Genomic DNA, 25113 nt, shown 5'->3' with positions numbered 1-25113 from the left:
TCATACTTTGTGCACAATATTCAACGCCTTGCGCAGAATAAACGGACACACAATTAAAAACGCATATTCCGGGCTAAATATCGAGCCGGTAAAAAACAGCGATACTGGTGTAAAAAGATACAGCTGCACGCCAAAATTCTGGTTATTGCCAAAGGCGTTAATCGTCATTTTTGCAATCTTTACCAGATACCATGCTGTCAGTAATACCGCGAACCAGGAAAAATAGATAATTAACAGATACAACCCATTATCTATTGTTTTACCGACATCAGCACCGTTAAAGATTCCGAATGATGCAACATATTCGTAAAGCGACCCAAAACGCACCACGCCATCAATATGGGTCAGAGAATAACCCACCATCACCAGCGGACCGATAATTCGGTAGTAGGATGATGAACCTTCCGTGCCCAAATCGCCGAGTCGTGTTGAAATATAGGGGAAAGCGAAAATTACCCCCAGCAAAAAAACGGCTAATGAGATAATCGCCAGCGGCAATTTCTTGCGAATCGCCTCTTTATTTAAATACTGGAAGGCCCACTCCAGCAGGTAAAACAGGATAAAAGTCATCACTCCGGAAAACGATCCTGAAAGAACAATCCCTGCGAGAATCATAGCATCGGTCTTTGGGGTTTTGATACCAAACTGTTTGATACTGAGCCAAATTGAGATTAGTGCCAGAGCAAAAAATGCCGGTTCGAAATAAAGCGCGGTGGTTCGCTTACCACCAAATTTGATAAAGTTCAGAACATAGCTGTTACTGTAAATAAGATATTTCGAAATCGACTCCATTAAACTGCTGCCGCCGCTGAGAATGATCTGCGCCATTTCCGCCGCCGCCAGCATCACCACCAGCCCGACCACCACATAGAAGAAACGCAAAATTTTGCGGTAGTTGTGCGGCGAGATGGTTTTGAAGCGGATACTCCATACCATGCCGATGATGATCACAATGTAGATGAACAACATCGTCGAGGTGACGTATTTGCTGGCATCCAGCGACTGACCGAACAGGTAGTTGAAGGCGGTCAGTCCGGCGCCGACGCCCAGCGCAATCATCAGTTTTTTCAGATTGAGGCGTTCGACATACAGCAACAGCAGCACCGGCAGGAACGTCACAATAGTGATCGGAAAACTTTCCCCCAACTGCGCCAGCTTAACGTTAACCAGCAGATAGATTAACGGCAGCAGCAGATAGCTACAGACTCTGATAGAACGAGACATATTCCTCCAGCATCTGTTGTCCACTGTAGGCCTTGCGGCTGCGGTCGCGAAACGCCTGCAGCGAATCGCCAAACACCGCCTGCGCCAGTTCCGCTTTCGGCAGCGTCACCAGTTGCAGTACTTCATCGCTGCCAAACGTCCGGCCGCCCGATTTCTGCAGCACTTCCTGCGCCGCCTCGCTGTGCGTGGCGATCACCGGCACGCCAATCGACAGCGCTTCGCAGAGAATTAACGGGTAGTTATCGACGCGGGAGCTGAACAGCAGCGCGTCGAGCTGGTTCAGTTCATTCATTAACTGGCGCTTGTCGGTGAGAAAACCGTGGTTAATAACGTTCTTGCCTTCAAACGGCGAAAATTTGCCGAAGGTATGGACTTCCACCGCCTCGCCGAGCGCAATAATGTCGCGCACCAGTTGCTGATTGGTTTTACCGTCGTAACGCAGATCGTGCGCCACCACCGCAATTTTCGGTTTGCCCGCGGTAGCGGTCAGCGGCGTCAGTTCGGCCAGAATCGCTTCGGTCGCCACGTCGATGCCGTTGTTGATGATCCGGCAGCGCCCGTCGCCGTACAGGCTGTTAAAGGCGTCGGCGACGTGCTGGCTGGGAGAGATAAACTGGCAGCCGAGCGCCAGCATGTCACGAAACCGCTGGCGTTTGCCTTCCACCAGCTGATGCGCGCGGTCAACGTTTACCGGCGGATANNTTGCTCAGCGTCGGGCATTTCTGGCAGCCGGTTTTCCAGCCATCGCAGCCGTCAAGAAACGCGCAGCGCCCGGTCACGCTCCAGTGGTCGTGCAGCGTCCAGACGAACGTGACGTCATTTTTATGCGCTTTCACTTTCTGGCAAAAGCTGACCACGTCGTCGAAGTTCAGCCAGTAGCTGTGCAGCACATGAAAATGCAGCACCACCGGCCCGCTTGTGCGCGTCACGGTGCGATAAAGATTGTTGAGATTGCCGAACAGGTCGCGGTTGAACAGACGAAACAGCGCCAGGTTGGCGATGGAGGTCGCGCGCGCCGTCTGTTTGATCACCTGCGGATAATTATCATGGCTGACGCTTTTCTTGCCGCCTTTGCCGTAACCATAAACAAACTGTGAATGCAGCCCTTTTTGCAGCGCGCGCTGGTGCAAATCCAGCGCCACGCCCGCCGCCCCGCCTTCCGCGAGACGTACGTTAAACTGTAAAATATTCATTTAATGACCTTCACTCGCGCTTTTTCGCCCACCACCAGCGCGTTGTCCGGCACGTCGTCCAGCACCACGCTGCCCGCACCGACGGTGACGTTATTGCCAATGGCGATCGCGCCGAGAATGATGACGTTAGCGCCCAGCTCGACGCCGTTGCCGATCACCGGGCAGGCCAGGCTGTCCGCGCCACGGTTGCCAATAGTGACGCCGTGGCGAATGGTAAAGTCGTCGCCCGCGACCACGTTTTTATTAATGACCACGGCATAACCATGATGAATGGTGAAGCGACGGCCAATGGTCGCGGCGGCCTGAATTTCATAGCCAAACAGGCATTCGGTGATGAGTCGGTACAGCACCAGTACCGGCGCGGCCCACAGATTGTTAAGCACGTTTTTCTTGCGCCACACCGAACAGAAATGCGCCACCCGATAGGCCAGCACCATGCAGCAGGGGCGCAAACTCCAGCTGTTTGCGCGACAGTCTTCCAGTAGCATTATTTCCCCCGCAGCCCGTCAGCCAGACGTTTGCCGTTACGCAGTGAAAAGAGCGTCAACAACGTGCGCCACTTCATGCGCTTGTTGCGGATCTGATAGAGCGTAAACAGTTGATACTTTTTGCTGGCACGATCGAATTTATCTTTGTGCTTGCGATAGAAATGGAAATAGCCGGAAAACTTCTTCGGTGAGGAAGTGATCTGCATTTCGCCGTGGTTGATGTGCAGGATCTGCGTCGCCTCTTCCACTTTCCACGGTTCGCCGTAGGCCACCACCATGCGCAGGAAAATATCGTAATCCTGCGCGGCTTTCAGTTGCGTATCGAACAGCGACTCTTTGAAGCGCCACGCCCAGCTGAACACCTGATTGCCAATGATGTTGCGCTTGTAGAACAGCTTGCGGGAGTACGGCGATTTCGGGTACAGCGGCAGGCTGGCCGGTTGCGAATAGACTTCGCCTTCGCAGACGTAATCATCGGCATATAAAAAGGCGTGGGTCGTCAGTTGATGCTTGTGTTCAAGAAAAACCGACAGCCGGTTTGGCGTCCACTCATCATCATCATCGATGCCGGTGATGAATTGCCCTTTGGCCTGCAAAATCGCCTGATTGCGTACCGCGCAGGCGCCGGAGTTGAACGCGTTGCGGGTGTAGTTGACGCGTGGATCGTTCAGTTCCGCGACGAACTGCTCCAGTTGTTCAAACGAGGCGGAGCAGTCATCGACAATTATCAGTTCCCAGTGCGGATAATCCTGACGGAGAACAGATTTGATAGCGCGAATGGCCAGCTGTTGCCGGTTCCATGTTGGCATATAGACAGAAATAAGCGGACGATGATTGGTCATTATGTTCCCCGGTAGGTATCTGACCCCTCGCCCCTGCCCTCGTCCTCAGAGGCGAGGGTCAGGGAGAGGGGAAAACTTATTTGTTGTCAGACTTATATTCGTACTCGTAGTAACCGTAATCCTGATAGCCCGTGGCCCGCCGGAAAATGGAGTTGAGGATCACCCCGCGCACTTCAATGCCGTTCTGTTCGAAGCGGCCGAGGCTGGTTTCCACTTCTTTCAGCGTGTTAACCGCATAACGCGCCACCATCAGCGTGGTACCGGCCAGGCGACCCACTACTGCGGCATCGGTCACCGCCAGAATCGGCGGGGTATCAATCAGCACCAGGTCATAGTTAGCGCTGGCCCACTGAACCAGCTCGGCAAAGCGCTCGCTCATCAGCAGTTCAGACGGGTTCGGCGGCACCTGACCGCGCGGCACCAGGTCAAAATTGTTGATGGCGGTCTTTTTGGCGCTGTTAACGATGTCTGCTTTGCCCACCAGAATCTCCGACAGACCGTTGACGTTAGTCGTGCCGAGCAGTTCGTGGGTGTAGCCTTTGCGCATATCGCAGTCGATCAGCAGCACACGCTTATTGGTCTGGCTGATGACCGCCGCCAGGTTGGCGCAGACAAAGGTTTTACCGATTGACGGGCTGACCCCGGTCAGCATCAGCACGTTATTTTTCGCCTGCATCATGGCGAAGTGCAGGCTGGTGCGAAGGCTGCGAATCGCCTCAATCGCGAGATCCGTCGGGTTGCCCACCGCCAGCAGTTGGCTCTGCTTGTAGCGCTTGACGCCGCGAATCGTTTTGACGCTGTCATGCGACTTCTGCCATTCCGACAGCGGGATGCTGGCGTACACGCTGATCCCCTGTTCTTCCAGCGCCTGCGGGCTTTCGATACCGCGGTTGAGCAGCGAGCGCAGCAGCACACCGACGATGGACAGCATCAGACCGAGGATCAGACCGCCGAGAATAATCAGCGCCTTCTTCGGCTTCAGCACGCCCGGCTGGGTGATGGCATGGTCGACGATACGCACATCGCCCACGGTGCTCGCTTCCTGAATTTTCAGCTCCTGCTGTTTGTTCAGCAGTTGCATGTATACCTGCTGGCCCGACTCCACGTCGCGCGTCAGACGCACAATTTCCTGCTGTGTTTTCGGCATCGCCGTCACGCGCTGATTCAGGTTAGCCTTCTCTTCTTCCAGCGCCTGACGTTTTTCCAGCAGCGTCCGGTAAGCCGGGTGACGTTTGGTGTAGAGTTTGGAGATCTCCGCCTCTTTGAAGGTCAGTTCGTTCAGTTGCGCGTCGATGTTTACCATCGAGTCGAGCACCGATTTCGCTTCCAGCGGCAGGTCAACAGAGTCTTTTTCCTGTCGGTAGGCGTTGAGTTTGTTCTCTGCGACGTCAAGATGGCTACGCACTTCCGGCAACTGGCGGGCAAGGAACGCCAGGCTTTTACCCGCTTCTTCCGACTTGCGCTCGACGTTCTGCTCAAGGTAATTGCGGGTGATATTGTCGAGAATCGTGCGGATCTGATCGCGATTTTCACCGGTAAAAGTCAGGCTCAGCACGCCGGTGTCTTTCCCGGTTTCGGTGACCGTCAGGTTGTTCTGCAGCGTGTTGATCATCCCCAGCGTGGAGAATTTGGTGACGGTAAATTCGCCGCCGGTTTCGGCATTAATGCCGCTCACCAGCAGCGTGACGCCGTCTTTACTCAGCGGCTGTCCCACCTCGCCGCGGGCGCTGAAGCCCCCGTCGCTGGTCAGTTGATACTGTTTTGGCCCCAGCACTTCCAGCGTGAACACCTGCTCTTTCATGCTGGCGGGCAGCGTGAAGGTCTCGACATGAACGGTGTCGTTCTGCCGCCCCATCAGGCGATCCCAGCCCGCACCGAAAATCGGGAAGGTGTTTTTGGTGACGCTGATGTCGAGGTTTAAATCGTCAACCGTTTTGCCCAGCACCAGGCGCGAGCGAATCAACTGGATCTCGGCTTCCGAGGCGGGCGGTTTGCTGTTGAGCGCAGAGTTAATGTCCTGCACCAGCGAGCTGCCGGCGTTCTGTTCTATCTGCACCAGCGCATCGGCGCTGTAGATAGGCGTGGCGAACAGCGTATAAATCACCGCCGCCAGACCAAACAGCGCGGTCGTTCCCAGAACCCACCATTTTGCCTCAATGACCGTGCCTATCAGGCGACCGATATCAATTTCATCATTGCCCGAGGCCTGTGGGGCAGAGTGTTTTACTTTTTCTGTCATTGTTATCCCTGCTGAGCTTTGAGTGCCTGTGCCCACTGTCGGGCAGACTGATCGAGTAAGGAGTAAACCGCTTCGAAAGCGTCACGACTCTTGCGATACGGATCGGGGATTTCGCGTTCATCATCCCAGTGACCGAACAGCATCACTTTGCCGCGCATCTCCGGGGCCATGTCGCACAGGCGCGTAATGTGCCTTTTTTCCATCGCCAGGATCAGGTCATAATCCCGACACATGCGCCCGGAAATCTGTCGCGCGCAGTGCCCTTCCAGCGAAATGTTATGCGCGGCGGCGACGCTCGCGGCTGAATCGTCAGCCCCCTTCCCCACCAGCGCCCCCAGACCCGCCGACTCGACGGTCAGCGCGGGGTGGTAGGTTTTCAGCAGACGTTCCGCCGTCGGGGAACGGCAGATGTTCCCCACACAAACGACCAGTATTTTGTTAAACATGCGCATTACCACGTATGGATGTCTTTTGCTGTATCCGTCATGTAGCGAACGCCACTGATGGTTGGCAGCAACTGGTTGATCAGACGGTTCCAGCGGGCAACCGGTGCGGTGGTGACGTACACCACGTCGTACGGCTGCAACACGAAGTTGGTGGCCATGACGAGGGAGGTCGCATCGGACATATCGAGCTGGTACACGTTGGCAATCTTGCCGTTTTTGTCCTGCTGCAGCGGACGGATCACGAAGATGCCGCTGGCGTTGGACGTCGTCATATCGATGCCTTCCGCCTGGCCCAGCGCTTCGGTCAGCGTCATGCCGCTGAAGTCCATTTTGAGGGTGCTCTGTTTCTTCACTTCACCCATCACGAAGACTTTCAGATCGTCGTTACGCGGTACGAACAGAATGTCGCCCGGATAGAGCAGACGGTTCTGGCTGAGGTCGCCGTTTTGCATCAGCGCCTGCAGCGAAATACGCTGTTCGCGACCGTTGTGGGTCAGCACCACGTTGCGCCAGTCTGCCTCTTCCGTCAGTCCCCCGGCGGCGTTGATGGCATCCAGGACGGTGAGCGGCACGTTGGTAATCGCCTGCTGCCCGGATTTGTTCACCTGCCCGGAAACGTAGGCTTTCTGCGACCGGAAGGCGGCGACGTTGACGTCAACCTGCGGGTCGTTGATATAGGCCGCGAGGCGCGAGGTCACCTGCGAGCGAATTTCGGCGAGGGTTTTGCCGGCGACCTGCACTTTGCCGACGTACGGATAGAAAATCGACCCGTCAGGCTGGACCCAGTTACCGGTGTCGCTCGAGCTGCGGTACTGGCCCGCCGGTGTAGTCAGTTCCGGGTGATCCCAGACCGTGACGTTAAGGACATCGCCCGGCCCTACCCGATACTGGTAATTGTTTAACTCCTGATCCAGCGACATATTGGGTTGCGCCACGTTTGGTCGTGGGCGTAATTGATCAATCAGTCGCGGGGTCAGCGGATAAACATTCACCATTCGGTCAATGTCAAAATCAGCATCTTGCTGTTTGATCACATCTTTACCGAAGGTAGACATATTGCTGCCGGGAAGGACAGTACAACCACTCATGAAGGTTACCGACACCAATAATGGCATCAATTTTAGTTTGGATTTCATCATTGATTATTTATCACTTTGGCAGAAAATTATCCTGTGCGAATAAAATATAACGCTCTTCTTCCCATTCTTTGTTGAAGCAGAATGCATTTAATCGAAACGCAATATAATTGGTATCTATCCTAAAAAAGAGGTTATTTACTCGCAGGCTATTGACAGAATAATCGAAGCAGGTTGTCACGCCTTCAGGCACGCTACCGCCCTTGGCTTTCAGTTACCAATCCACTGTTGAATCAAATAATTGCAAGATATCACCCTGCCTCACAGGGTTCACCAGAGAATATTTTCACGGCATAAAGAGAAGGCTTTTTTTCACTCTCACAGAGTATCAATGAAAGCGAAAAAACATATTACTCACGATATGCTGGAAGAATTGTTGCAGCTAAGCCAATATCAGGCAAGGTAACATCCTCCCTAAATGTGGTTTTTAAGATTAATATTAAGCGCTCAATTTTATACTTTTAGGATTTTATTTATATTGACAATTTGGTAGTGTTCTTTTCCTCTAAGAACAATTCCGATTAACAATACAAAAAGGTGATAATAAATACCTGAAACAATAAGGTTATATTGGTACTGGCAGATCTTGTTTATTGAGATAAATCTCAGGTAAAGATTGCATTTTAAGTCTGCTTTATCCATGATCTCCTTGTGTCATTTTTTTTACGCTACGAAAGGTATTAATCCGTATATGGAATGGATCGCCGATCCCTCAATCTGGGCCGGTCTGGTGACGCTGATTGTCATTGAACTGGTATTGGGTATTGATAACCTGGTGTTTATCGCCATCCTCGCTGAAAAGCTTCCGCCCGAGCAGCGCGATCGCGCGCGCGTGACGGGGCTGATTCTGGCGATGCTGATGCGTTTACTGTTGCTTGCTTCTATCTCCTGGCTGGTGACCCTCACCCAACCGTTGTTCAGCATTCGCGATTTGAGCTTCAGCGCCCGCGACCTGATCATGCTCTTTGGCGGCCTCTTCTTATTGTTTAAAGCCACCGTAGAATTAAATGAAAGGCTGGAAGGCAAAGACAGCGAGAACCCGACGCAGCGGCGCGGGGCAAAATTCTGGGCGGTGGTCACGCAAATCGTGGTGCTGGATGCGGTCTTCTCGCTGGATTCCGTGATCACCGCGGTCGGGATGGTCGATCATCTGGCGGTGATGATGGCCGCGGTGATTATCGCCATCAGCCTGATGCTGCTGGCCAGCAAACCCCTCACCCGTTTCGTCAACAACCACCCGACCATCGTCATTCTGTGTCTCAGCTTCCTGCTGATGATTGGCTTCAGCCTGGTCGCCGACGGCTTTGGGTTCCATATTCCGAAAGGCTATCTGTACGCAGCAATTGGTTTCTCGGTGATGATCGAAGCCCTGAACCAGCTGGCGATATTCAACCGTCGCCGTTTCCTGTCAGCGAATCAGTCATTGCGTGCACGCACCACGGAAGCGGTGATGCGCCTGCTAAGTGGCCAGAAAGAAGATGCGGAACTGGATGCTGAGACGGCCTCGCTGATTGCCGACCACAACGACAGCCAGCTGTTTAACTCGCAGGAGCGGCTGATGATTGAGCGCGTGCTGAATCTCAACCAGCGCACTGTCAGCAGCATCATGACCTCGCGCCATGATATCGAGCATATCGATCTCAATGCGCCGGAAGCAGAGGTCCGCGACTTGCTGGAGAAAAACCAGCACACTCGCCTGGTGGTCACCAGCAACGACGATGACGAAGATCTGCTGGGCGTGGTGCATATCATCGACCTGTTACAGCAGTCGCTGCGCGGTGAGCCGCTCAACCTGCGCGTACTGATCCGTCAGCCACTGGTGTTCCCGGAGACGCTGCCGCTGCTGCCCGCGCTGGAGCAGTTCCGCAACGCGCGCACCCACTTTGCGTTTGTGGTCGATGAGTTTGGTTCGGTGGAAGGGATTGTCACGCTCAGTGACGTCACGGAGACCATCGCCGGGAATCTGCCTAACGAAGCCGTTGAGATCGACGCCCGTCATGATATTCAGAAAAACGCCGATGGCAGCTGGACCGCGAACGGCCACATGCCGCTGGAAGATCTGGTGCAGTTTGTGCCGATCCCGCTGGATGAGAAGCGCGAATACCACACCATTGCCGGTTTGCTGATGGAGCATCTGCAGCGGGTGCCGCAGTCAGGGGAAGAGGTGAAGGTGGCTGGCTTTACGCTGAAAACGCTCGACGTGGAAAACCACCGCGTGCAGCGGGTGCAGATTTTCCCGCCGGAAGATCTCTCAGATTACGAAGTCTGAAAGCCACCGGGCGGCTTAGCGTCGCCCGGTATGCATCACAGTTTGTCGAGCAGCTTTTTCACGTCTTTGCCGCTCTGGCTCTCTTTGTTCTTATCCGCCCAGTCGTTCAGTCGGCGCTTCATCTCATCCTGCAACTGCTTACGCAGCACCTGATCAACCTGAAGACTGTAGTTCAGCGTCTGCCACGGGCCATACACGCGCAGCGGGATGGCGGTCTGCTTCAGCATCTCCACCAACTTGCTGTCGCCTTTCCAGCCTTCGGTGACGCGAACATTAAAGCGCATGTCGCCCTGCTCTTTCACCAGATCCAGCGAACCCTGCCCGGTCAGCGCCAGCAGCGCGGACTGCCCGTCCATGTTGCTGAGCGTCAGCACACCGTTGTTGAGTTGCAGATCGGTGGCGAGCTTATCCAGCCGGGTCGCCGTCTCGTAGTTTTCCTTCGCCTGCACATTGGCGCTGCGCTCGACCGCCTGCTGCACCAGTTGCTGGAAGTTCAGGCCTTCCGCGCGGGTGTTGAGCATCTCAACGTGGCCTTCACCCTGCCAGTTACGGCGGAAATCGTCAGCATCAATTTTGCTGCCGCTGAAATCGCCCGCCAGGGTCATGGTGCCGGTCAGTTGAATGGGGTAATCAAACGCTTTCAGAATGGTGCTAATCTCAACGTTGTCGAGCTTCGGCTGAAACTCGGCCTGCACCTCGTTCTGACGCGCATCAAGCATGCCGGGTAGAGAGATTTGCCCGTCGCCGAGCCGCCCCTGCAGTTCTGCAATGGTCAGCAAACCAGACTGGTTGCTGAGGAAGCCGCTCACCTGGCTGAAAGTCATGCCGCGCCACAGGATCTGATTCGCTTTCAGTTTAATGGCGGCGGTAAGGCCCCGCAGACCGCTGTAATCCGGCTGTGGATTGCCGTCGGCGATCACCGGCCGCTGCTTAACCGGGCTTTGCCCCTGTTGATTGACGCTGTTGTTCGTTGCCGCACTGGCTGGCGTAAGAAGGTTATCGAGATTCAGCTTGTCGAACTGCAGATCCAGCGCCCATTCCGGGCGGTCTGCCAGCACCACGTGCGCTTCGCCAGTCACGGCGCTGTCATTCGCGGCCAGATTCAGTTTGCTGAAACCGAGGGTTTTGCTCTCTTCCTGCCAGCTTGCCAGCAGGCTTCCCTGACCGGTAATGCCCTGCGAGGGGAGATCGGCGCCCTGCAATTGCCAGTTAAGCTGGGTCAGATTTGCCGACAGCGTGTGAGGATAATCGCTGCCGTCGATATCAGCCGTGAAGGAGAGCGCCAGGTCACGCTGATCGCGATTGACCCGACCGGCGAATTCCATGGTGCCTTTATGGTGCTCGTCCTGCTCCATCTGCAAACGGATGTCGCGCACGGTCACCAGTTCGTCGCTGTCGTGCTGGAACACCAGCACGCTGTCCGCCACTTTCAGCTTCGCAATATCAAACGACCAGCCGCGATCTTCCGCCACTTCCGGCAGCGTATTCTCTTTCGGCACCACCGGCGCGTCCTGCCCGCGCACCGCTTCGGTCTGCGGCGTCAGCTGGATCACCGCACCTTTCAGCATCACCTGCCGCACCTGCAACTGGTGCGAGAGCAGCGGAAGCAGCGCCACATCTAAACGCATGTTGTCCGCGCGCACCAGCGGCTCGCTGGCACCGGGGGCAGTCAGCGACATTCTGCCGGAGAGAATACTGAGCTGCGGCCAGACGTGCCAGCGCAGCGCCCCGTCAAGCTGCAGCTGATAGCCGCTTCGCGTTTCGACCTGCCGCACCATATATGCGCGGAAATCGTTAGGATTGACCAACAGCACCAACGCAGAGAGCCCGGCGATAATCACCACCAGTAAAATCATCAGCGTCGTCAGAAGTCGTCTCATGGCACCCTCAATACAACTGAGCGAACTCAGTCCTTATCAATACGGCTGGCAACAGCACCCTGCTGATCGCGATATTTCGCATCTTCACGACGGTTATACGGACGTGCCGCCGGGCCGGAAAGCGGCTCAAAACTCAACGCGCCGATCAACATCCCCGGACGCAGCGCCAGCGGCAGCTTACCGGAGTTGTAGAATTCCAGCACGATGCAGCCTGACCAGCCCGGATCGATGCGATGCGCGGTGACGTGAACCATCAACCCGAGGCGTGCCAGCGAGGAGCGCCCGTCCAGCCAGCCGACCAGATCGGCGGGCAACGTGACGGATTCATAGGTGACCGCCAGCGCCAGTTCGCCAGGGTGAAGATAAAATGCATCGCCCTCAGCCAGCACAATCTCTTCGCTCATCACGCGATCCAGCGCCGCGCTCACTTCGGCTTTCGGCCCGCTCAGGTCGATAAACGCCGCCGTATGACCACTAAACGTGCGGAACTTATTGCCAAGACGGACATCCACCGTTGCGCCGTTGATACGCTCAACGGGCGGACGCGGGGTAATCGACAGGCGGCCTTCGTCCAGCCAGGCTTCTATATCTCGGTCACACAGACGCATGCGCATTCTCCTTTCGTGCATCGCGCCCTTATCATTTCAGGACATAAGGGCTAAACAGATTCTCTCTGAACGTTACACAATTCACGGGGTTTATTCAAAAAACTGGCTAATTTTCGCCTTCAGGATATCAATGGCAATGCGGTTTTTACCGCCGCGCGGCACAATGATATCGGCATATTGCTTTGACGGTTCAATAAACTGCAGGAACATCGGCCGCACCGTTTTCTGGTACTGCGCCATCACCGAGTCCATCGAACGCCCGCGCTCGTTCACGTCGCGACGAATGCGGCGCATCAGGCAGATATCAAGCGGGGTATCAACAAAAATAGAGAAATTCATCTCTTCACGCAGTCGCGCATCGGTTAACAGCAGAATACCTTCGAGAATAATGACTTTTTTCGGTTCGACGTGGACGGTATCTTCAGTTCGGGTGTGTTCAACATAGCTGTAAACCGGGAGTTCGATGGGATTGCCGCGTTTGAGCATTTGCAGATGCTGGAACAGCAGATTGTGATCCATCGCGTTCGGATGGTCGTAGTTGGTTTTGACGCGTTCTTCCATCGACAGATGACTTTGATCTTTGTAATAGCTGTCTTCAGGAATGACGCCAATGTGCTCATCACCAACCTGTTCACGTAATTCGCGGTAAAGCGTACTGGCAATAAGACTTTTTCCGGATGCCGATGCGCCTGCGATACCTACGATGACGCACTGATGAGACTTATCAGTCATAAATTTTTGCGACCTGATTAACCTGGAGTTTGGGAAGGGCGACGCCGGAGCGTCAAACGCGGCAATTATAGGGATTTCAACGCGCCGATACCAGTCATGCGTGCGGATCTGCCAAAGCAAATACAGAAACGCGCCATATCCGCCTTAGTGCAAATTTTTATGGCTACTTTTAAAGCAGTATCGGCAGTTTTCAACCATTCTAAGTAATTAATATCCCGATGAAGTCAAAATATGAACAAGCGCAATAGGAATTGTAAATTGTTTGTACTAGCATAACTTCAGATAATCTATCAGACGTCCGGGCTTGCTCCTGGCGGGAAAGCTACGCGGATTAATGCAGTAATGAAGAAACCATACCAGCGTGTATTCGTCACTCCAGCTCATCCTCTGCTGCACTTTGTCAGTCTGGGGCTGGTGACGTTCATCTTTACGCTTTTTTCGCTTGAGCTGACCCGTTTTGGCACCCTCCTCGCGCCGCTGTGGTTCCCGACATCGATCATGATGGTAGCGTTTTATCGTCATGCCGCAAAATTCTGGCTGACGATTGCTATCGTCTGCTCTGTCAGCAATGTTGCCGCCTCGCTGGTGCTGTTCCCCACCTCGGCCATGAATCTCGGCTATGTGGCGATTAACATTGCCGAAGCGCTGCTCGGCGCGCTGCTGTTGCGTAAGCTTCTGCCGAACTACAACCCGCTGCAGAATCTGAACGACTGGGCACGGCTGGCCATCGGTAGCGCGGTGGTTCCGCCTCTGTTTGGCGCACTGTTGGTCTGGCTGCTGATCCCCGGCGAAAAACCCCTGCAGACGCTGATCGTCTGGGTGCTGTCAGAAGCCATTGGCGCGCTGGCGCTGGTGCCGTTGGGGCTGCTGTTTAAATCACACTATCTGTTACGCCACCGTAACCCGCGCCTGCTGCTGGAGACGCTGCTCATCCTCGCCGTGACGCTGGCGCTCAGCGCGGCGATGCACTGGCTGCCGTGGCCGTTCACCTGCGTGATTGTGCTGTTGATGTGGAGCGCAATCCGCCTGCCGCGCATCGAAGCCTTCATGATTTTTCTGCTGACGGTGATGATGGTCTCGCTGATAATGGCCGCCGATCCCGATATCATCACCGCCCCCCACACTTACGCGCTGAATAATGCGGCATGGCTGCCGTTCCTGATGATCCTGTTGCCCGCCAACGTGATGACGATGGTGATGTACGCCTTTCGCGCCGAGCGTAAGCACATCACCGAAAGCGAAGCGCGTTTCCGTAATGCGATGGAATATTCGGCGATCGGCATGGCGCTGGTCGGTACCGAAGGCCAGTGGCTGCAGGCCAACAAAGCGCTGTGCCAGTTCCTCGGCTACAGTCAGGACGAACTGCAGGCGCTGACCTTTCAACAACTGACCTGGCCTGAAGATCTGCACAGCGATCTTGTGCAACTGGACTTGCTGGTGAAAGGCGACATCAACAGCTACTCGATGGAAAAACGCTACTACAACCGCAAAGGCGACGTGGTGTGGGCGCTGCTGGCCGTGTCGCTGGTGCGGCACGCCGACGGCTCACCGCTCTATTTCATTGCCCAGATTGAAGATATTAACGATCTCAAGCACACCGAGTGGGTAAACAAACGGCTGATGGAGCGCATCACGCTTGCCAACGAAGCCGGGGGTATCGGCATCTGGGAGTGGGAGCTGGAGCCGGACGTGATCAGTTGGGACAAACGTATGTTTGAGATGTACGACGTACCGTCACACCTCAAACCCACCTGGCAGATGTGGTACAGCTGCGTGGTGGAAGAGGATCGCGAGCACGCCGAACAGACTGTCCGCAACGCCCTGCGCGCCCGCGCGCCGTTCAAGCTGGAGTTCCGCATTCAGGTGAAAGATGGTATCCGCCATATCCGCTCGCTGGCCAACCGCGTGCTGAATAAAAATGGCGAAGTGGAGCGCCTGCTCGGCATTAATATGGATATGACCGAGGTGAAACAGCTGAACGAAGCGCTGTTCCAGGAAAAAGAGCGTCTGCATATCACTCTTGATTCCATCGGCGAAGCGGTGCTCTGTACCGATATCCATATGAACGTCACCTTTATGAACCCGGTGGCGGAAAACATGAGCGGCTGGACACAGGATCAGGCGCTGAAACAGCCGCTGCTCAACGTGCTGCACATTACCTTTGGCGACAACGGCCCGCTGATGGAAAACATCTACAGCGGCGATTTCTCACGTTCCAATATGGAACAGGATCTGGTGCTGCACAGCCGTCATGGCGGCAGCTACGATATTCACTACAGCATCACGCCACTCAGTACGCTGGACGGTCATAATATTGGCACCGTGCTGGTTATTCAGGATGTGACCGAGTCGCGCAAAATGCTGCGTCAACTGAGTTACAGCGCCTCCCATGATGCGCTGACCCAGCTCGGCAACCGTGTCAGCTTTGAAAATCACCTCAAACGCCTGCTGCACAACGTGCACGAAACCCACCAGACACATGCGCTGGTGTTTATCGATCTCGATCGCTTTAAAGCGGTGAACGACACCGCCGGACATGCGGCAGGGGATGCGCTGCTGCGCGAACTGTCGGCGCTGATGCTCAGCATGCTGCGCACCAGCGATATTCTGGCGCGCCTGGGCGGCGATGAATTTGGACTGTTGCTGTCGGACTGTAATATTGAGAGCGCCCGCTACATCGCCACGCGCATTATTACGGCTATCAATGATTACCACTTCCACTGGGAAGATCGCACGCACCGCGTCGGCGCCAGCGCCGGGATCACGCTGATTGATGAGAGCAACAGCGTCGCCTCCGAGGTGATGTCGCAGGCCGATATTGCCTGTTATACCTCCAAAAACGGCGGGCGCGGCATGGTGACGGTGTATGAGCCACAGCAGGAAAACCAGCCCGCGCGCAGCACCCTGTCGCAGGATGAGAAGTGGCGGATCATTAAAGAGAATCATCTGGTGTTTATGGCGCGCAGCGTCGCTTCACCGCGCATTCCGGAAGCCAGCCACTTCTGGCTGCTGTCGCTACGTTTGTGGACCAGCGAAGGTGAAATGCTGGAAGAGAAAGCGTTTCGCAACAGCCTGTCCGAAAGCGAACTGTTACGCGCGCTGGATCGCCGGTTGCTCAGCGAATTTTTCCAGCACTGGGCGCAGAAGGTGGCGGCAAAAGGCATTAGCGTTACGCTGCCGTTATCCTCCACCAGCCTGACCAGCACGTCGTTAATTGACGAACTGCTCGGTCAACTGACGGAAAGCCAGATACCTGCACGTCTGCTGCATTTTGTGATCAGCAGCGACTGCCTGCTCAGTGAGGATCGGGTGATGGCGCAGAGTATTCTGCGGTTACGTCAGGTGGGATGTAAACTTATTCTTAGCCATCCGGGTCAGGATCTGGAGGTATTCAATCGTCTGACACCGGACAGCGCCGACTACATCATGCTCGACCCCGATACGGTGGTTAACGTCCATCTCAACCTGATGGATGAAATGATGGCGACCATCGTGCACGGTCACGCGCACCGGTTGGGAATGAAAACCATCGCCGGGCCGACCCACGAATCACTGGTGATGGACACGCTGTCGGGCATCGGCATTGATATGATTTACGGTGACACTATCTCACAAAACCAGCCGCTCGAGCTGGTGTTGCACAGCAGTTATTTCGCCATTAACTGATGTCCGGCGCCCAGTCGTCGGTGTACCAGATATGCAGCAGCGCGTACGAGCGCCACGGCTGCCAGCGCTCGGCATAGCGGCGGATCTGCGCCGGCGTCATGCCGGGAAAGCGCTGCTTAATCAAATAATCATCGGGCAGGAACACGTCTTTCGCCTGCCAGCCACGCAGGGCAAAATAGTTCGCCGTCCAGCGCCCGATGCCGGGAAACGCCTGCAAAGACTTCATTCCCTGCTCAATATTCTCGGGTGCCATCAGCGGCAGTTCACCACCCAGTGTCGCCTTCGCCAGATGAATCAGCGCTTCAGCACGTTTCAGCGGCATACCGAGGGATTTCAGGTGCAACGGATCGGCCTGCGCCAGCTGTTGCGGCGTCGGGAAACAATAAAACCCTGGCGCGCTTTCCAGCGGCTCGCCACAGGCATGCACCACTTTTGAGGTCAGCTTCGCCGCCATGGTCACACTCACCAGTTGCCCCAGAATGGCGCGAATGCCCTGCTCAAACGCATCCAGCGAGCCGGGCAGACGCAGCCCCGGACGCGGTTCGCCAAGCGGTCCCAGCGCATTCAATACCAGTTGCGGATCGCAGTTCAAATCCAGCAACCGTTCGATGCGCGCAAGGCAGTCGTCGGCCACCGGCAGGAGACCCTCGCTCAGCGTCACCCGCAGCGTCCGGGTATGTTCGTCCGGCTCCAGCACCATCAGCCCCCGATGCCCGTCTAAAGCAAAACTGCGGGTATATCGCCCTTCACTGAACACCTCGACACCCTCAACGGCACGCATCTCTAAAAAACCAAACATCCATGCCCAGTCATATGGCGGTAGCCAGCGCAGTGTATACATAACGTCTCCTTTATCAGAGGCTAAAGCATATACGTCACAACAACTTAACGCCTTGCATTTATATTCCAGTTGTCGTTGCCGCCACATTCCGCTAAAGTCGCCCCCCTTTCTTCACTGGCATGGGGATAAGTTACGTGTTTATTGGTTTCGATTACGGCACCGCAAACTGTTCGGTGGCGGTCATGAAGGATGATACGCCGCGGCTGCTCACCATGGAAAATGGCAGTACTCTGCTGCCATCGATGCTCTGCGCCCCCACGCGCGAAGCGGTGAGCGAATGGCTGTACCGCCATCATGATGTGCCCTTAATTGGCGATGAAACCCAGGCGCTGCTGCGCCGGGCGATCAGTTTCAATCGCGACGAAGACATTGAGGTGTTGCAAAACAGCGTGCAATTCGGCCTCGCCTCGCTGAAACAGTATATGGACGATCCCGAAGAAGTNNCGTTAAATCGCCAAAATCCTTCCTCGGCGCCAGTGGCCTGAAGCCGCAGCAGGTAGCCCTGTTTGAGGATCTGGTCTGCGCGATGATGCTGCATATTAAACAGCAGGCGCAGTCACAGTTGCCGGAAAACATCGATCAGGCGGTAATTGGCCGTCCGATTAACTTTCAGGGGCTGGGCGGTGAAGAGGCCAACCAGCAGGCGCAGGGGATCCTCGAACGTGCGGCAAAACGCGCCGGTTTTCGCGACGTCATCTTTCAGTACGAGCCGGTCGCCGCCGGGCTTGATTTCGAAGCCACGCTGACGGAAGAAAAACGCGTACTGGTAGTGGATATTGGCGGCGGAACCACCGACTGTTCGCTGTTGCTNNGCGGCTGCCGCATCGGCGGTAACGACCTGGATATCGCGCTGGCGTTTAAATGCCTGATGCCGCTGCTGGGCATGGGCGGCGAAACGGAGAAAGGCATCGCGTTACCGGTGCTGCCCTGGTGGAACGCGGTGGCGATCAACGACGTTCCGGCACAAAGCGATTTCTACAGCAGCGCCAACGGCCGTGCGCTGCGGGATATGGTCCGCGACGCGCGCGACGCCGAAAAAGTCGCCCTGCTGCTGAAAGTCTGGCAACAGCGTCTGAGCTACCGTCTGGTACGCAGCGCCGAAGAGAGCAAAATCGCCCTCTCCGATCGTCAGGATATCACCACCACCCTGCCGTTTATCAGTGACTCGCTGGCCACGGAAATCGACCAGTTCGGTCTGGAAGCGGCGCTGAATCAGCCGCTGGCGCGGATACTGGAGCAGGTTCAGTTAGCGCTTGATAACGGCAACGTACGCCCGGACGTCATCTACCTGACTGGCGGTAGCGCACGTTCGCCGCTGATCCGCAAGGCGCTGAGCGAACAGCTTCCCGGCATTCCGGTTGCCGGGGGCGATGACTTCGGCTCGGTAACCGCCGGACTGGCACGTTGGGCGCAAGTCATCTTTGCCTGATTTCGCGATCCGCCTCGGGAAAGCGGGGATTGACTCCGCTGCGCATTCGTCTTAACGTGAAGGGATAAGGGAAAGGGAGGAGTATCCTCCCCCTGGTGTCTTAGTAAGCTGCGAAACTTACCACTAAGAGTATCACCAGTATGATGACCAACTTCATCATATGCCCTTTCCTTCTAAAGGCCCCTTCCTCGGGAGGGGCTTTCCCGTNNTCAGCCTGCCCTCCCTGCCGGTACGCACTTTAGCGCGCATCGCGAGTTTCCTGCTCAGCTTTCCTTCCGCCTTGCGAGGCGCCTCGTAAAACGCTGATAGTTACCGCTTCTCAGACGAATCCTGACGGTGTTTCATATTTCCTCCATTTTTCCGATGAGCGCGGTGACTAAACTAGTATCATCTCCGACACGTTTCAGGATGAGAGTCGATAANCATCACCGCGGCAAACACCGTTACCGTTCGCAGCCGCGTGGAGGGTCAGTTGCTGGCTATCCACTTCCAGGAGGGGCAGCAGGTGAAAGCCGGTGATCTGCTGGCGGAAATCGACCCCAGTCAGTTCAAAGTGGCGCTGGCGCAGGCGCAGGGTCAACTGGCGAAAGACACGGCGACGCTGGCCAATGCGCGTCGCGACCTGGCGCGTTATCAACAACTGGTAAAAACCAATCTCGTCTCCCGTCAGGAACTCGACACCCAGCAGTCGCTGGTCAGCGAAAGCCAGGGCACCGTGAAGGCTGATGAGGCCAGCGTCGCCAGCGCGCAGCTGCAACTCGACTGGACGCGCATCACCGCGCCAATTGACGGTCGCGTCGGCTTAAAACAGGTGGATATCGGCAACCAGATCTCCACCGGCGATACCAACGGCATTGTGGTGCTGACCCAGACGCACCCTATCGATCTGGTCTTTACCTTGCCGGAGAACGATATTTCCACCATCGTGCAGGCGCAAAAAGCCGGAAAAAACCTGACGGTGGAAGCGTGGGATCGCACCAATAAACAGAAGCTGAGCGCGGGCACGTTGCTGAGCCTCGACAACCAGATTGACGCCACCACCGGTACCATCAAGCTGAAGGCGCGTTTTAACAACGAAGACGATGCGCTGTTTCCCAATCAGTTCGTCAACGCGCGAATGCTGGTGGATACCGAACAGAACGCCGTGGTGATCCCAACTGCGGCGCTGCAGATGGGCAACGACGGTCACTTTGTCTGGGTACTCAACTCGGACAATAAAGTCAGCAAGCACAACGTCACGCCAGGTATTCAGGACAGCCAGCAAGTGGTTATCAGCGCCGGATTGTCGGCGGGCGACCGCGTGGTCACCGACGGTATCGATCGACTGACGGAAGGCGCGAAAGTGGAAGTGGTGGAAGCGCACAGCGCTACCGCGGCGCCGGCGGAAAAACCGACCGCGCGTGATTATGGTCAGCAAGGAGCACGCTCCTGATGCAGGTATTACCGCCGAGCAGTACGGGCGGCCCGTCCCGCCTGTTTATTATGCGNGCCTCCCGCTCCCTGCCGGTCTCCGCCCTGCCGGAAGTCGATTACCCGACGATTCAGGTGGTTACGCTTTACCCTGGTGCCAGCCCGGATGTGGTCACCTCGGCGATCACCGCACCGCTTGAACGCCAGTTCGGGCAGATGTCCGGTCTCAAACAAATGTCGTCGCAAAGCTCCGGCGGTGCGTCGGTAGTCACGCTGCAGTTCCAGTTGACGCTGCCGCTGGACGTCGCCGAACAGGAAGTACAGGCGGCCATCAACGCGGCTACGAATCTGCTACCGAGCGATTTGCCCAACCCGCCGGTGTACAGCAAAGTCAACCCGGCGGATCCGCCGATCATGAATGGTCGAAACCCGCGTCGCACAGAAAATTTCGCAGGTCAACGGCGTCGGTCTGGTCACCATTGCGGGCGGTCAGCGCCCGGCGGTGCGGGTGAAGCTTAACGCGCAGGCCATTGCCGCGCTGGGGCTGACCAGTGAAACTGTACGCACGGCTATCACCAGCGCTAACGTCAACTCGGCGAAGGGGAGTCTCGACGGCCCGGCACGCGCGGTCACGCTGTCGGCGAACGACCAAATGCAGTCCGCCGAAGAGTATCGCCAGTTAATCATTGCCTATCAGAACGGTGCCGCCATTCGCCTGGGTGATGTGGCGACCGTCGAGCAAGGGGCGGAAAACAGCTGGCTGGGCGCGTGGGCCAACAAAGAACAGGCGATCGTGATGAACGTTCAGCGCCAGCCGGGCGCCAACATCATCGATACCGCCGACAGCATCCGCCAGATGCTGCCGCAGCTTACCGAAAGCCTGCCAAAATCGGTGCAGGTGAAAGTGCTGTCCGACCGCACCACCAACATTCGCGCCTCGGTCAGCGACACGCAGTTTGAACTGATGCTGGCTATCGCGCTAGTGGTGATGATTATCTACCTGTTCCTGCGCAACGTACCCGCCACCATTATTCCCGGCGTCGCGGTGCCGCTGTCGTTGGTCGGGACGTTTGCCGTCATGGTGTTTCTTGATTTCTCGATCAATAACCTGACGCTAATGGCGCTCACCATCGCCACCGGGTTTGTTGTCGATGACGCCATCGTGGTGATTGAAAACATCTCGCGCTATATCGAAAAAGGCGAAAAACCGCTGGCGGCGGCGCTGAAAGGCGCCGGGGAAATCGGCTTCACCATCATCTCCCTGACCTTCTCGCTGATTGCTGTACTGATTCCATTGCTGTTTATGGGTGATATCGTCGGCCGCCTGTTCCGCGAATTTGCCGTCACCCTGGCGGTGGCGATCCTCATCTCTGCCATCGTCTCGCTGACGCTGACGCCGATGATGTGCGCGCGCATGCTGAGCCATGAATCGCTGCGCAAACAAAACCGCTTCTCACGCGCCAGCGAACGTTTCTTTGACAACGTGATTGCCGGATATGGCCGCTGGCTGGCGAAAGTGCTGAACCATCCGTGGCTGACGCTCGGCGTGGCGCTGGCGACGCTGGCGCTCTCTATTTTGCTGTGGATTTTTATCCCGAAAGGTTTTTTCCCTGTACAGGACAACGGCATTATTCAGGGCACGTTGCAGGCACCGCAGTCGGTTTCCTTCGCCAGTATGGCGCAGCGCCAGCAGCAGGCGGCGGATAAAATTCTTCAGGACCCGGCGGTTGAAAGCATGACCACCTTTGTCGGCGTCGACGGCACCAACCCGGCGCTGAACAGCGCGCGTCTGCAGATTAACCTCAAGCCGCTGGACCAGCGCGACGACCGCGTGCAAACGGTGATCCGCCGTCTGCAACGCGATATCGACGGCATTCCGGGTATCGACCTCTACCTGCAACCGACGCAGGATTTAACCATCGACACCACCGTCAGCCGCACCCAGTACCAGTTTACGTTGCAGGCGAACTCGCTGGATGCGCTCAGCACCTGGGTGCCGCAACAAGGGGCTGGCGGCGTACGTTAATGTCGACCGCGACAGCGCCAGCCGCCTCGGCATTTCGATGTCGGATGTCGACAACGCGCTGTACAACGCTTTTGGTCAGCGCCTGATCTCGACGATTTATACCCAGTCTAATCAGTATCGCGTGGTGCTGGAGCACGACACGCGTGAAGCAACGGCGGCGGCAGCGTGCCGCTGACAGCGGTCGCCAATATTGAGCAGCGTTTTACGCCGCTGTCGGTGAACCATCTCGACCAATTCCCGGTCACCACCATTTCGTTCAACGTGGCGCAGGGATCGTCGCTGGGTGATGCGGTCGACGCCATCATGAACGCTNAATCTCCCTGCCGATATTCGCACTGAATTCCAGGGCAGCTCGCTGGCATTCCAGTCAGCGCTCAGCAGCACCGTCTGGCTGGTGATCGCCGCGATTGTGGCGATGTACATCGTGCTCGGCATTCTGTACGAAAGCTTCATTCACCCGATTACCATTCTGTCGACGTTACCCACCGCAGGCGTTGGCGCGCTGCTGGCGCTGCTGATCTCCGGCAGCGAGCTGGACGTGATCGCCATCATCGGCATCATTTTGCTGATCGGCATCGTGAAGAAAAACGCCATCATGATGATCGACTTTGCGCTGGCTGCCGAACGCGAACAGGGCATGGCACCGCGCGAGGCGATTTATCAGGCCTGTCTGCTGCGTTTTCGCCCGATCCTGATGACCACGCTGGCGGCGCTGCTCGGCGCGCTGCCGCTGATGCTAAGTACCGGCGTCGGCGCGGAACTGCGTCGGCCGCTGGGGATCGGCATGGTCGGCGGTTTGCTGGTCAGCCAGGTGTTGACGCTGTTCACCACGCCAGTTATCTACCTGCTGTTTGACCGTCTGTCACTGCACCTGAAAAGCCGCTTCCCGAAACGTGAAGAGGAGGCGTAAATGAAGTTTTTCGCCCTCTTTATTTATCGCCCGGTGGCGACGATTCTCATCTCACTCGCCATCACCCTGTGCGGCATTCTGGGCTTCCGTCTGCTGCCGGTCGCCCCGCTGCCGCAGGTGGATTACCCGGTGATTATGGTCAGCGCGTCGCTGCCCGGAGCCTCGCCGGAAACCATGGCCTCCTCCGTCGCCACGCCGCTGGAACGCTCGTTAGGACGCATCGCCGGGGTCAATGAAATGACCTCCACCAGCTCGCTCGGCAGCACGCGTATTATCCTGCAGTTCGATCTCAGCAAAGACATCAACGGCGCGGCGCGTGAGGTGCAGGCGGCGATTAACGCCTCGCAAAGTCTGCTGCCCACCGGCATGCCGAGCCGTCCGACTTACCGCAAAGCCAACCCGTCCGACGCGCCAATCATGATCCTGACGTTAACGTCAGACACTTATTCGCAGGGCGAGCTGTACGATTTCGCCTCAACACAGNNTGACGTTGACGTCGGCGGCAGTTCGCTGCCCGCCGTGCGGGTCGATCTCAACCCGCAGGCGCTGTTTAATCAGGGCGTCTCACTGGATGATGTACGCAGCGCCATCAGCAATGCCAACGTACGTAAACCGCAAGGAGCGATTGAGGACGCCAGCCACCGCTGGCAGCTCGCCACCAACGACGAGTTAAAAACCGCCGACGAGTACAAGCCGATCATCGTGCATTATAACAACGGCGCGGCGGTGCGGCTGGGCGATGTGGCAACGGTCAGCGATTCGGTGCAGGACGTGCGCAACGCCGGGATGACCAACGCGAAACCAGCCATTCTGCTGATGATCCGCAAGCTGCCTGAAGCCAACATCATTCAGACCGTCGATGCGATCCGTGCCCGATTGCCGGAACTCAAAGAGACCATTCCTGCGGCGATTGATCTGCAAATTGCCCAGGATCGCTCCCCGACGATTCGCGCCTCGCTGGAAGAGGTCGAGCAGACGCTGGTGATCTCCGTGGCGCTGGTGATCCTGGTGGTTTTCCTCTTTTTACGCTCTGGCCGCGCGACGCTGATTCCGGCGGTGGCAGTGCCCGTTTCGCTAATTGGCACCTTTGCCGCGATGTACCTGTGCGGTTTCAGCCTGAATAATCTGTCATTAATGGCGTTGACCATCGCCACCGGTTTTGTGGTCGATGACGCTATCGTAGTACTGGAGAATATTTCGCGGCACCTGGAGGCGGGCATGAAACCGTTGCAGGCGGCGCTTCAGGGCAGCCGGGAAGTCGGCTTCACCGTGCTGTCGATGAGCCTGTCGCTGGTGGCGGTTTTTTTACCGCTGCTGCTGATGGGCGAACTGCCTGGCCGGTTGCTGCGCGAGTTTGCCGTGACGCTCTCCGTCGCCATCGGAATTTCACTGGCGGTATCGTTAACCCTGACGCCAATGATGTGCGGCTGGATGCTGAAAAGTCATAAGGCGCGCCAACCGGTGCGCAAACGCGGTTTTGGCCGGGTACTGGTGTCGATGCAACAGGGGTACGGCCGCTCGCTGCGCTGGGTGCTGAACCACACCCGGCTGGTGGGCGTGGTGCTTCTTGGCACCATTGCGCTGAACGTCTGGCTTTATATCTCGATTCCGAAAACGTTCTTTCCGGAACAGGACACCGGCGTGCTGATGGGGGGGATTCAGGCCGATCAGAGCATCTCATTCCAGGCCATGCGCGGCAAGCTGCAGGACTTCATGAAAATCATTCGTGAAGATCCCGCCGTCGATAACGTCACCGGTTTTACCGGCGGGTCGC

14 protein-coding genes and 4 pseudogenes are annotated in these 25113 nt (G+C 56.4%); 6 read left to right on the top strand and 12 right to left on the bottom strand.

Going from position 1 to position 25113, the window contains the following annotated elements; genetic code table 11:
• The 7 genes and pseudogenes from wcaD to GM30_RS08375 all read right to left on the bottom strand — a co-directional run bounded on the left by wcaD (position 1) and on the right by GM30_RS08375 (position 7571).
• Positions 1-1224, bottom strand: coding sequence for a colanic acid polymerase WcaD (gene wcaD / locus GM30_RS08405; protein WP_049848243.1), 1224 nt, complete (start codon positions 1222-1224; stop codon positions 1-3).
• A pseudogene (wcaC, locus tag GM30_RS08400) lies at positions 1199-2417 on the bottom strand (colanic acid biosynthesis glycosyltransferase WcaC). Before wcaC ends, wcaD begins: the two are co-directional and overlap by 26 nt.
• Positions 2414-2905, bottom strand: coding sequence for a colanic acid biosynthesis acetyltransferase WcaB (gene wcaB, locus GM30_RS08395; protein WP_049848242.1), 492 nt, complete (start codon positions 2903-2905; stop codon positions 2414-2416). The pseudogene wcaC and the gene wcaB overlap by 4 nt, the downstream one beginning before the upstream one ends.
• A complete protein-coding gene (wcaA, locus tag GM30_RS08390; RefSeq protein WP_049848241.1) occupies positions 2905-3747 on the bottom strand; it encodes a colanic acid biosynthesis glycosyltransferase WcaA in 843 nt (280 codons plus the stop codon). Before wcaA ends, wcaB begins: the two co-directional genes overlap by 1 nt.
• A 76-nt stretch (positions 3748-3823) precedes the next feature.
• The gene (wzc, locus tag GM30_RS08385; protein ID WP_049848240.1) at positions 3824-5986 is read right to left on the bottom strand and encodes a tyrosine-protein kinase Wzc; all 2163 of its coding nucleotides are present in this window, start codon (positions 5984-5986) and stop codon (positions 3824-3826) included.
• Between the two features lie 2 nt (positions 5987-5988).
• Positions 5989-6432 (bottom strand): low molecular weight protein-tyrosine-phosphatase Wzb, encoded by a 444-nt coding sequence (gene wzb / locus GM30_RS08380; protein ID WP_049848350.1) that lies wholly within the window; start codon positions 6430-6432, stop codon positions 5989-5991.
• A gap of 5 nt (positions 6433-6437) precedes the next feature.
• Positions 6438-7571: a polysaccharide export protein gene (locus tag GM30_RS08375; protein ID WP_049848239.1), complete on the bottom strand. Its 1134-nt coding sequence runs from the start codon at positions 7569-7571 to the stop codon at positions 6438-6440.
• A 688-nt stretch (positions 7572-8259) separates the two neighbouring features.
• On the opposite strand from GM30_RS08375, the gene GM30_RS08365 reads away from it, so the two are divergent.
• A complete protein-coding gene (locus GM30_RS08365; protein ID WP_049848349.1) occupies positions 8260-9837 on the top strand; it encodes a TerC family protein in 1578 nt (525 codons plus the stop codon).
• A 35-nt stretch (positions 9838-9872) separates the two neighbouring features.
• Here GM30_RS08365 and asmA read toward each other — a convergent pair whose 3' ends face one another.
• From asmA to udk, 3 genes are all read right to left on the bottom strand, one after another.
• Positions 9873-11717, bottom strand: coding sequence for an outer membrane assembly protein AsmA (gene asmA / locus GM30_RS08360; protein WP_049848237.1), 1845 nt, complete (start codon positions 11715-11717; stop codon positions 9873-9875).
• Positions 11718-11743: 26 nt separating this feature from the next.
• A complete protein-coding gene (gene dcd, locus GM30_RS08355; protein WP_038162824.1) occupies positions 11744-12325 on the bottom strand; it encodes a dCTP deaminase in 582 nt (193 codons plus the stop codon).
• A 90-nt stretch (positions 12326-12415) separates the two neighbouring features.
• The gene (udk, locus tag GM30_RS08350) at positions 12416-13057 is read right to left on the bottom strand and encodes a uridine kinase (RefSeq protein ID WP_049848236.1); all 642 of its coding nucleotides are present in this window, start codon (positions 13055-13057) and stop codon (positions 12416-12418) included.
• A gap of 342 nt (positions 13058-13399) precedes the next feature.
• Between udk and GM30_RS08345 the strand changes: the two genes are divergently transcribed.
• Positions 13400-16723, top strand: a complete 3324-nt coding sequence (locus tag GM30_RS08345; RefSeq protein ID WP_049848235.1) for a diguanylate cyclase — start codon at positions 13400-13402, stop codon at positions 16721-16723.
• Here the strand turns inward: GM30_RS08345 and alkA are convergent.
• Complete coding sequence (gene alkA / locus GM30_RS08340; protein ID WP_049848234.1) at positions 16716-17564, bottom strand: DNA-3-methyladenine glycosylase 2; 849 nt, start codon at positions 17562-17564, stop codon at positions 16716-16718. The genes GM30_RS08345 and alkA overlap by 8 nt on opposite strands.
• A 134-nt stretch (positions 17565-17698) precedes the next feature.
• Here alkA and yegD point away from each other — a divergent pair.
• Positions 17699-18993: pseudogene (gene yegD, locus GM30_RS08335) on the top strand (molecular chaperone).
• A gap of 100 nt (positions 18994-19093) precedes the next feature.
• Here yegD and GM30_RS26060 read toward each other — a convergent pair.
• The gene (locus GM30_RS26060; protein ID WP_155483954.1) at positions 19094-19153 is read right to left on the bottom strand and encodes a type I toxin-antitoxin system Ibs family toxin; all 60 of its coding nucleotides are present in this window, start codon (positions 19151-19153) and stop codon (positions 19094-19096) included.
• A gap of 264 nt (positions 19154-19417) precedes the next feature.
• Between GM30_RS26060 and GM30_RS08330 the strand changes: the two are divergent.
• From GM30_RS08330 to GM30_RS08320, 3 genes and pseudogenes are all read left to right on the top strand, one after another.
• Positions 19418-20425 (top strand): annotated as a pseudogene (locus GM30_RS08330) (MdtA/MuxA family multidrug efflux RND transporter periplasmic adaptor subunit); the annotation flags it as partial.
• Positions 20425-23339, top strand: a pseudogene (locus GM30_RS25485) (MdtB/MuxB family multidrug efflux RND transporter permease subunit). The pseudogenes GM30_RS08330 and GM30_RS25485, both read left to right, overlap by 1 nt.
• On the top strand, positions 23340-25113 hold a 1774-nt coding region (locus GM30_RS08320), incomplete at its 3' end, for an efflux RND transporter permease subunit (RefSeq protein WP_155483948.1). It abuts the pseudogene before it with no gap.

It is taken from the genome of Trabulsiella odontotermitis, from assembly GCF_001188485.1.
Classification (GTDB): Bacteria; Pseudomonadota; Gammaproteobacteria; order Enterobacterales; family Enterobacteriaceae; genus Trabulsiella; species Trabulsiella odontotermitis_A.
Note: the sequence above shows the minus strand (reverse complement) of the source record. Positions and strands in the feature narration are given on the sequence as shown.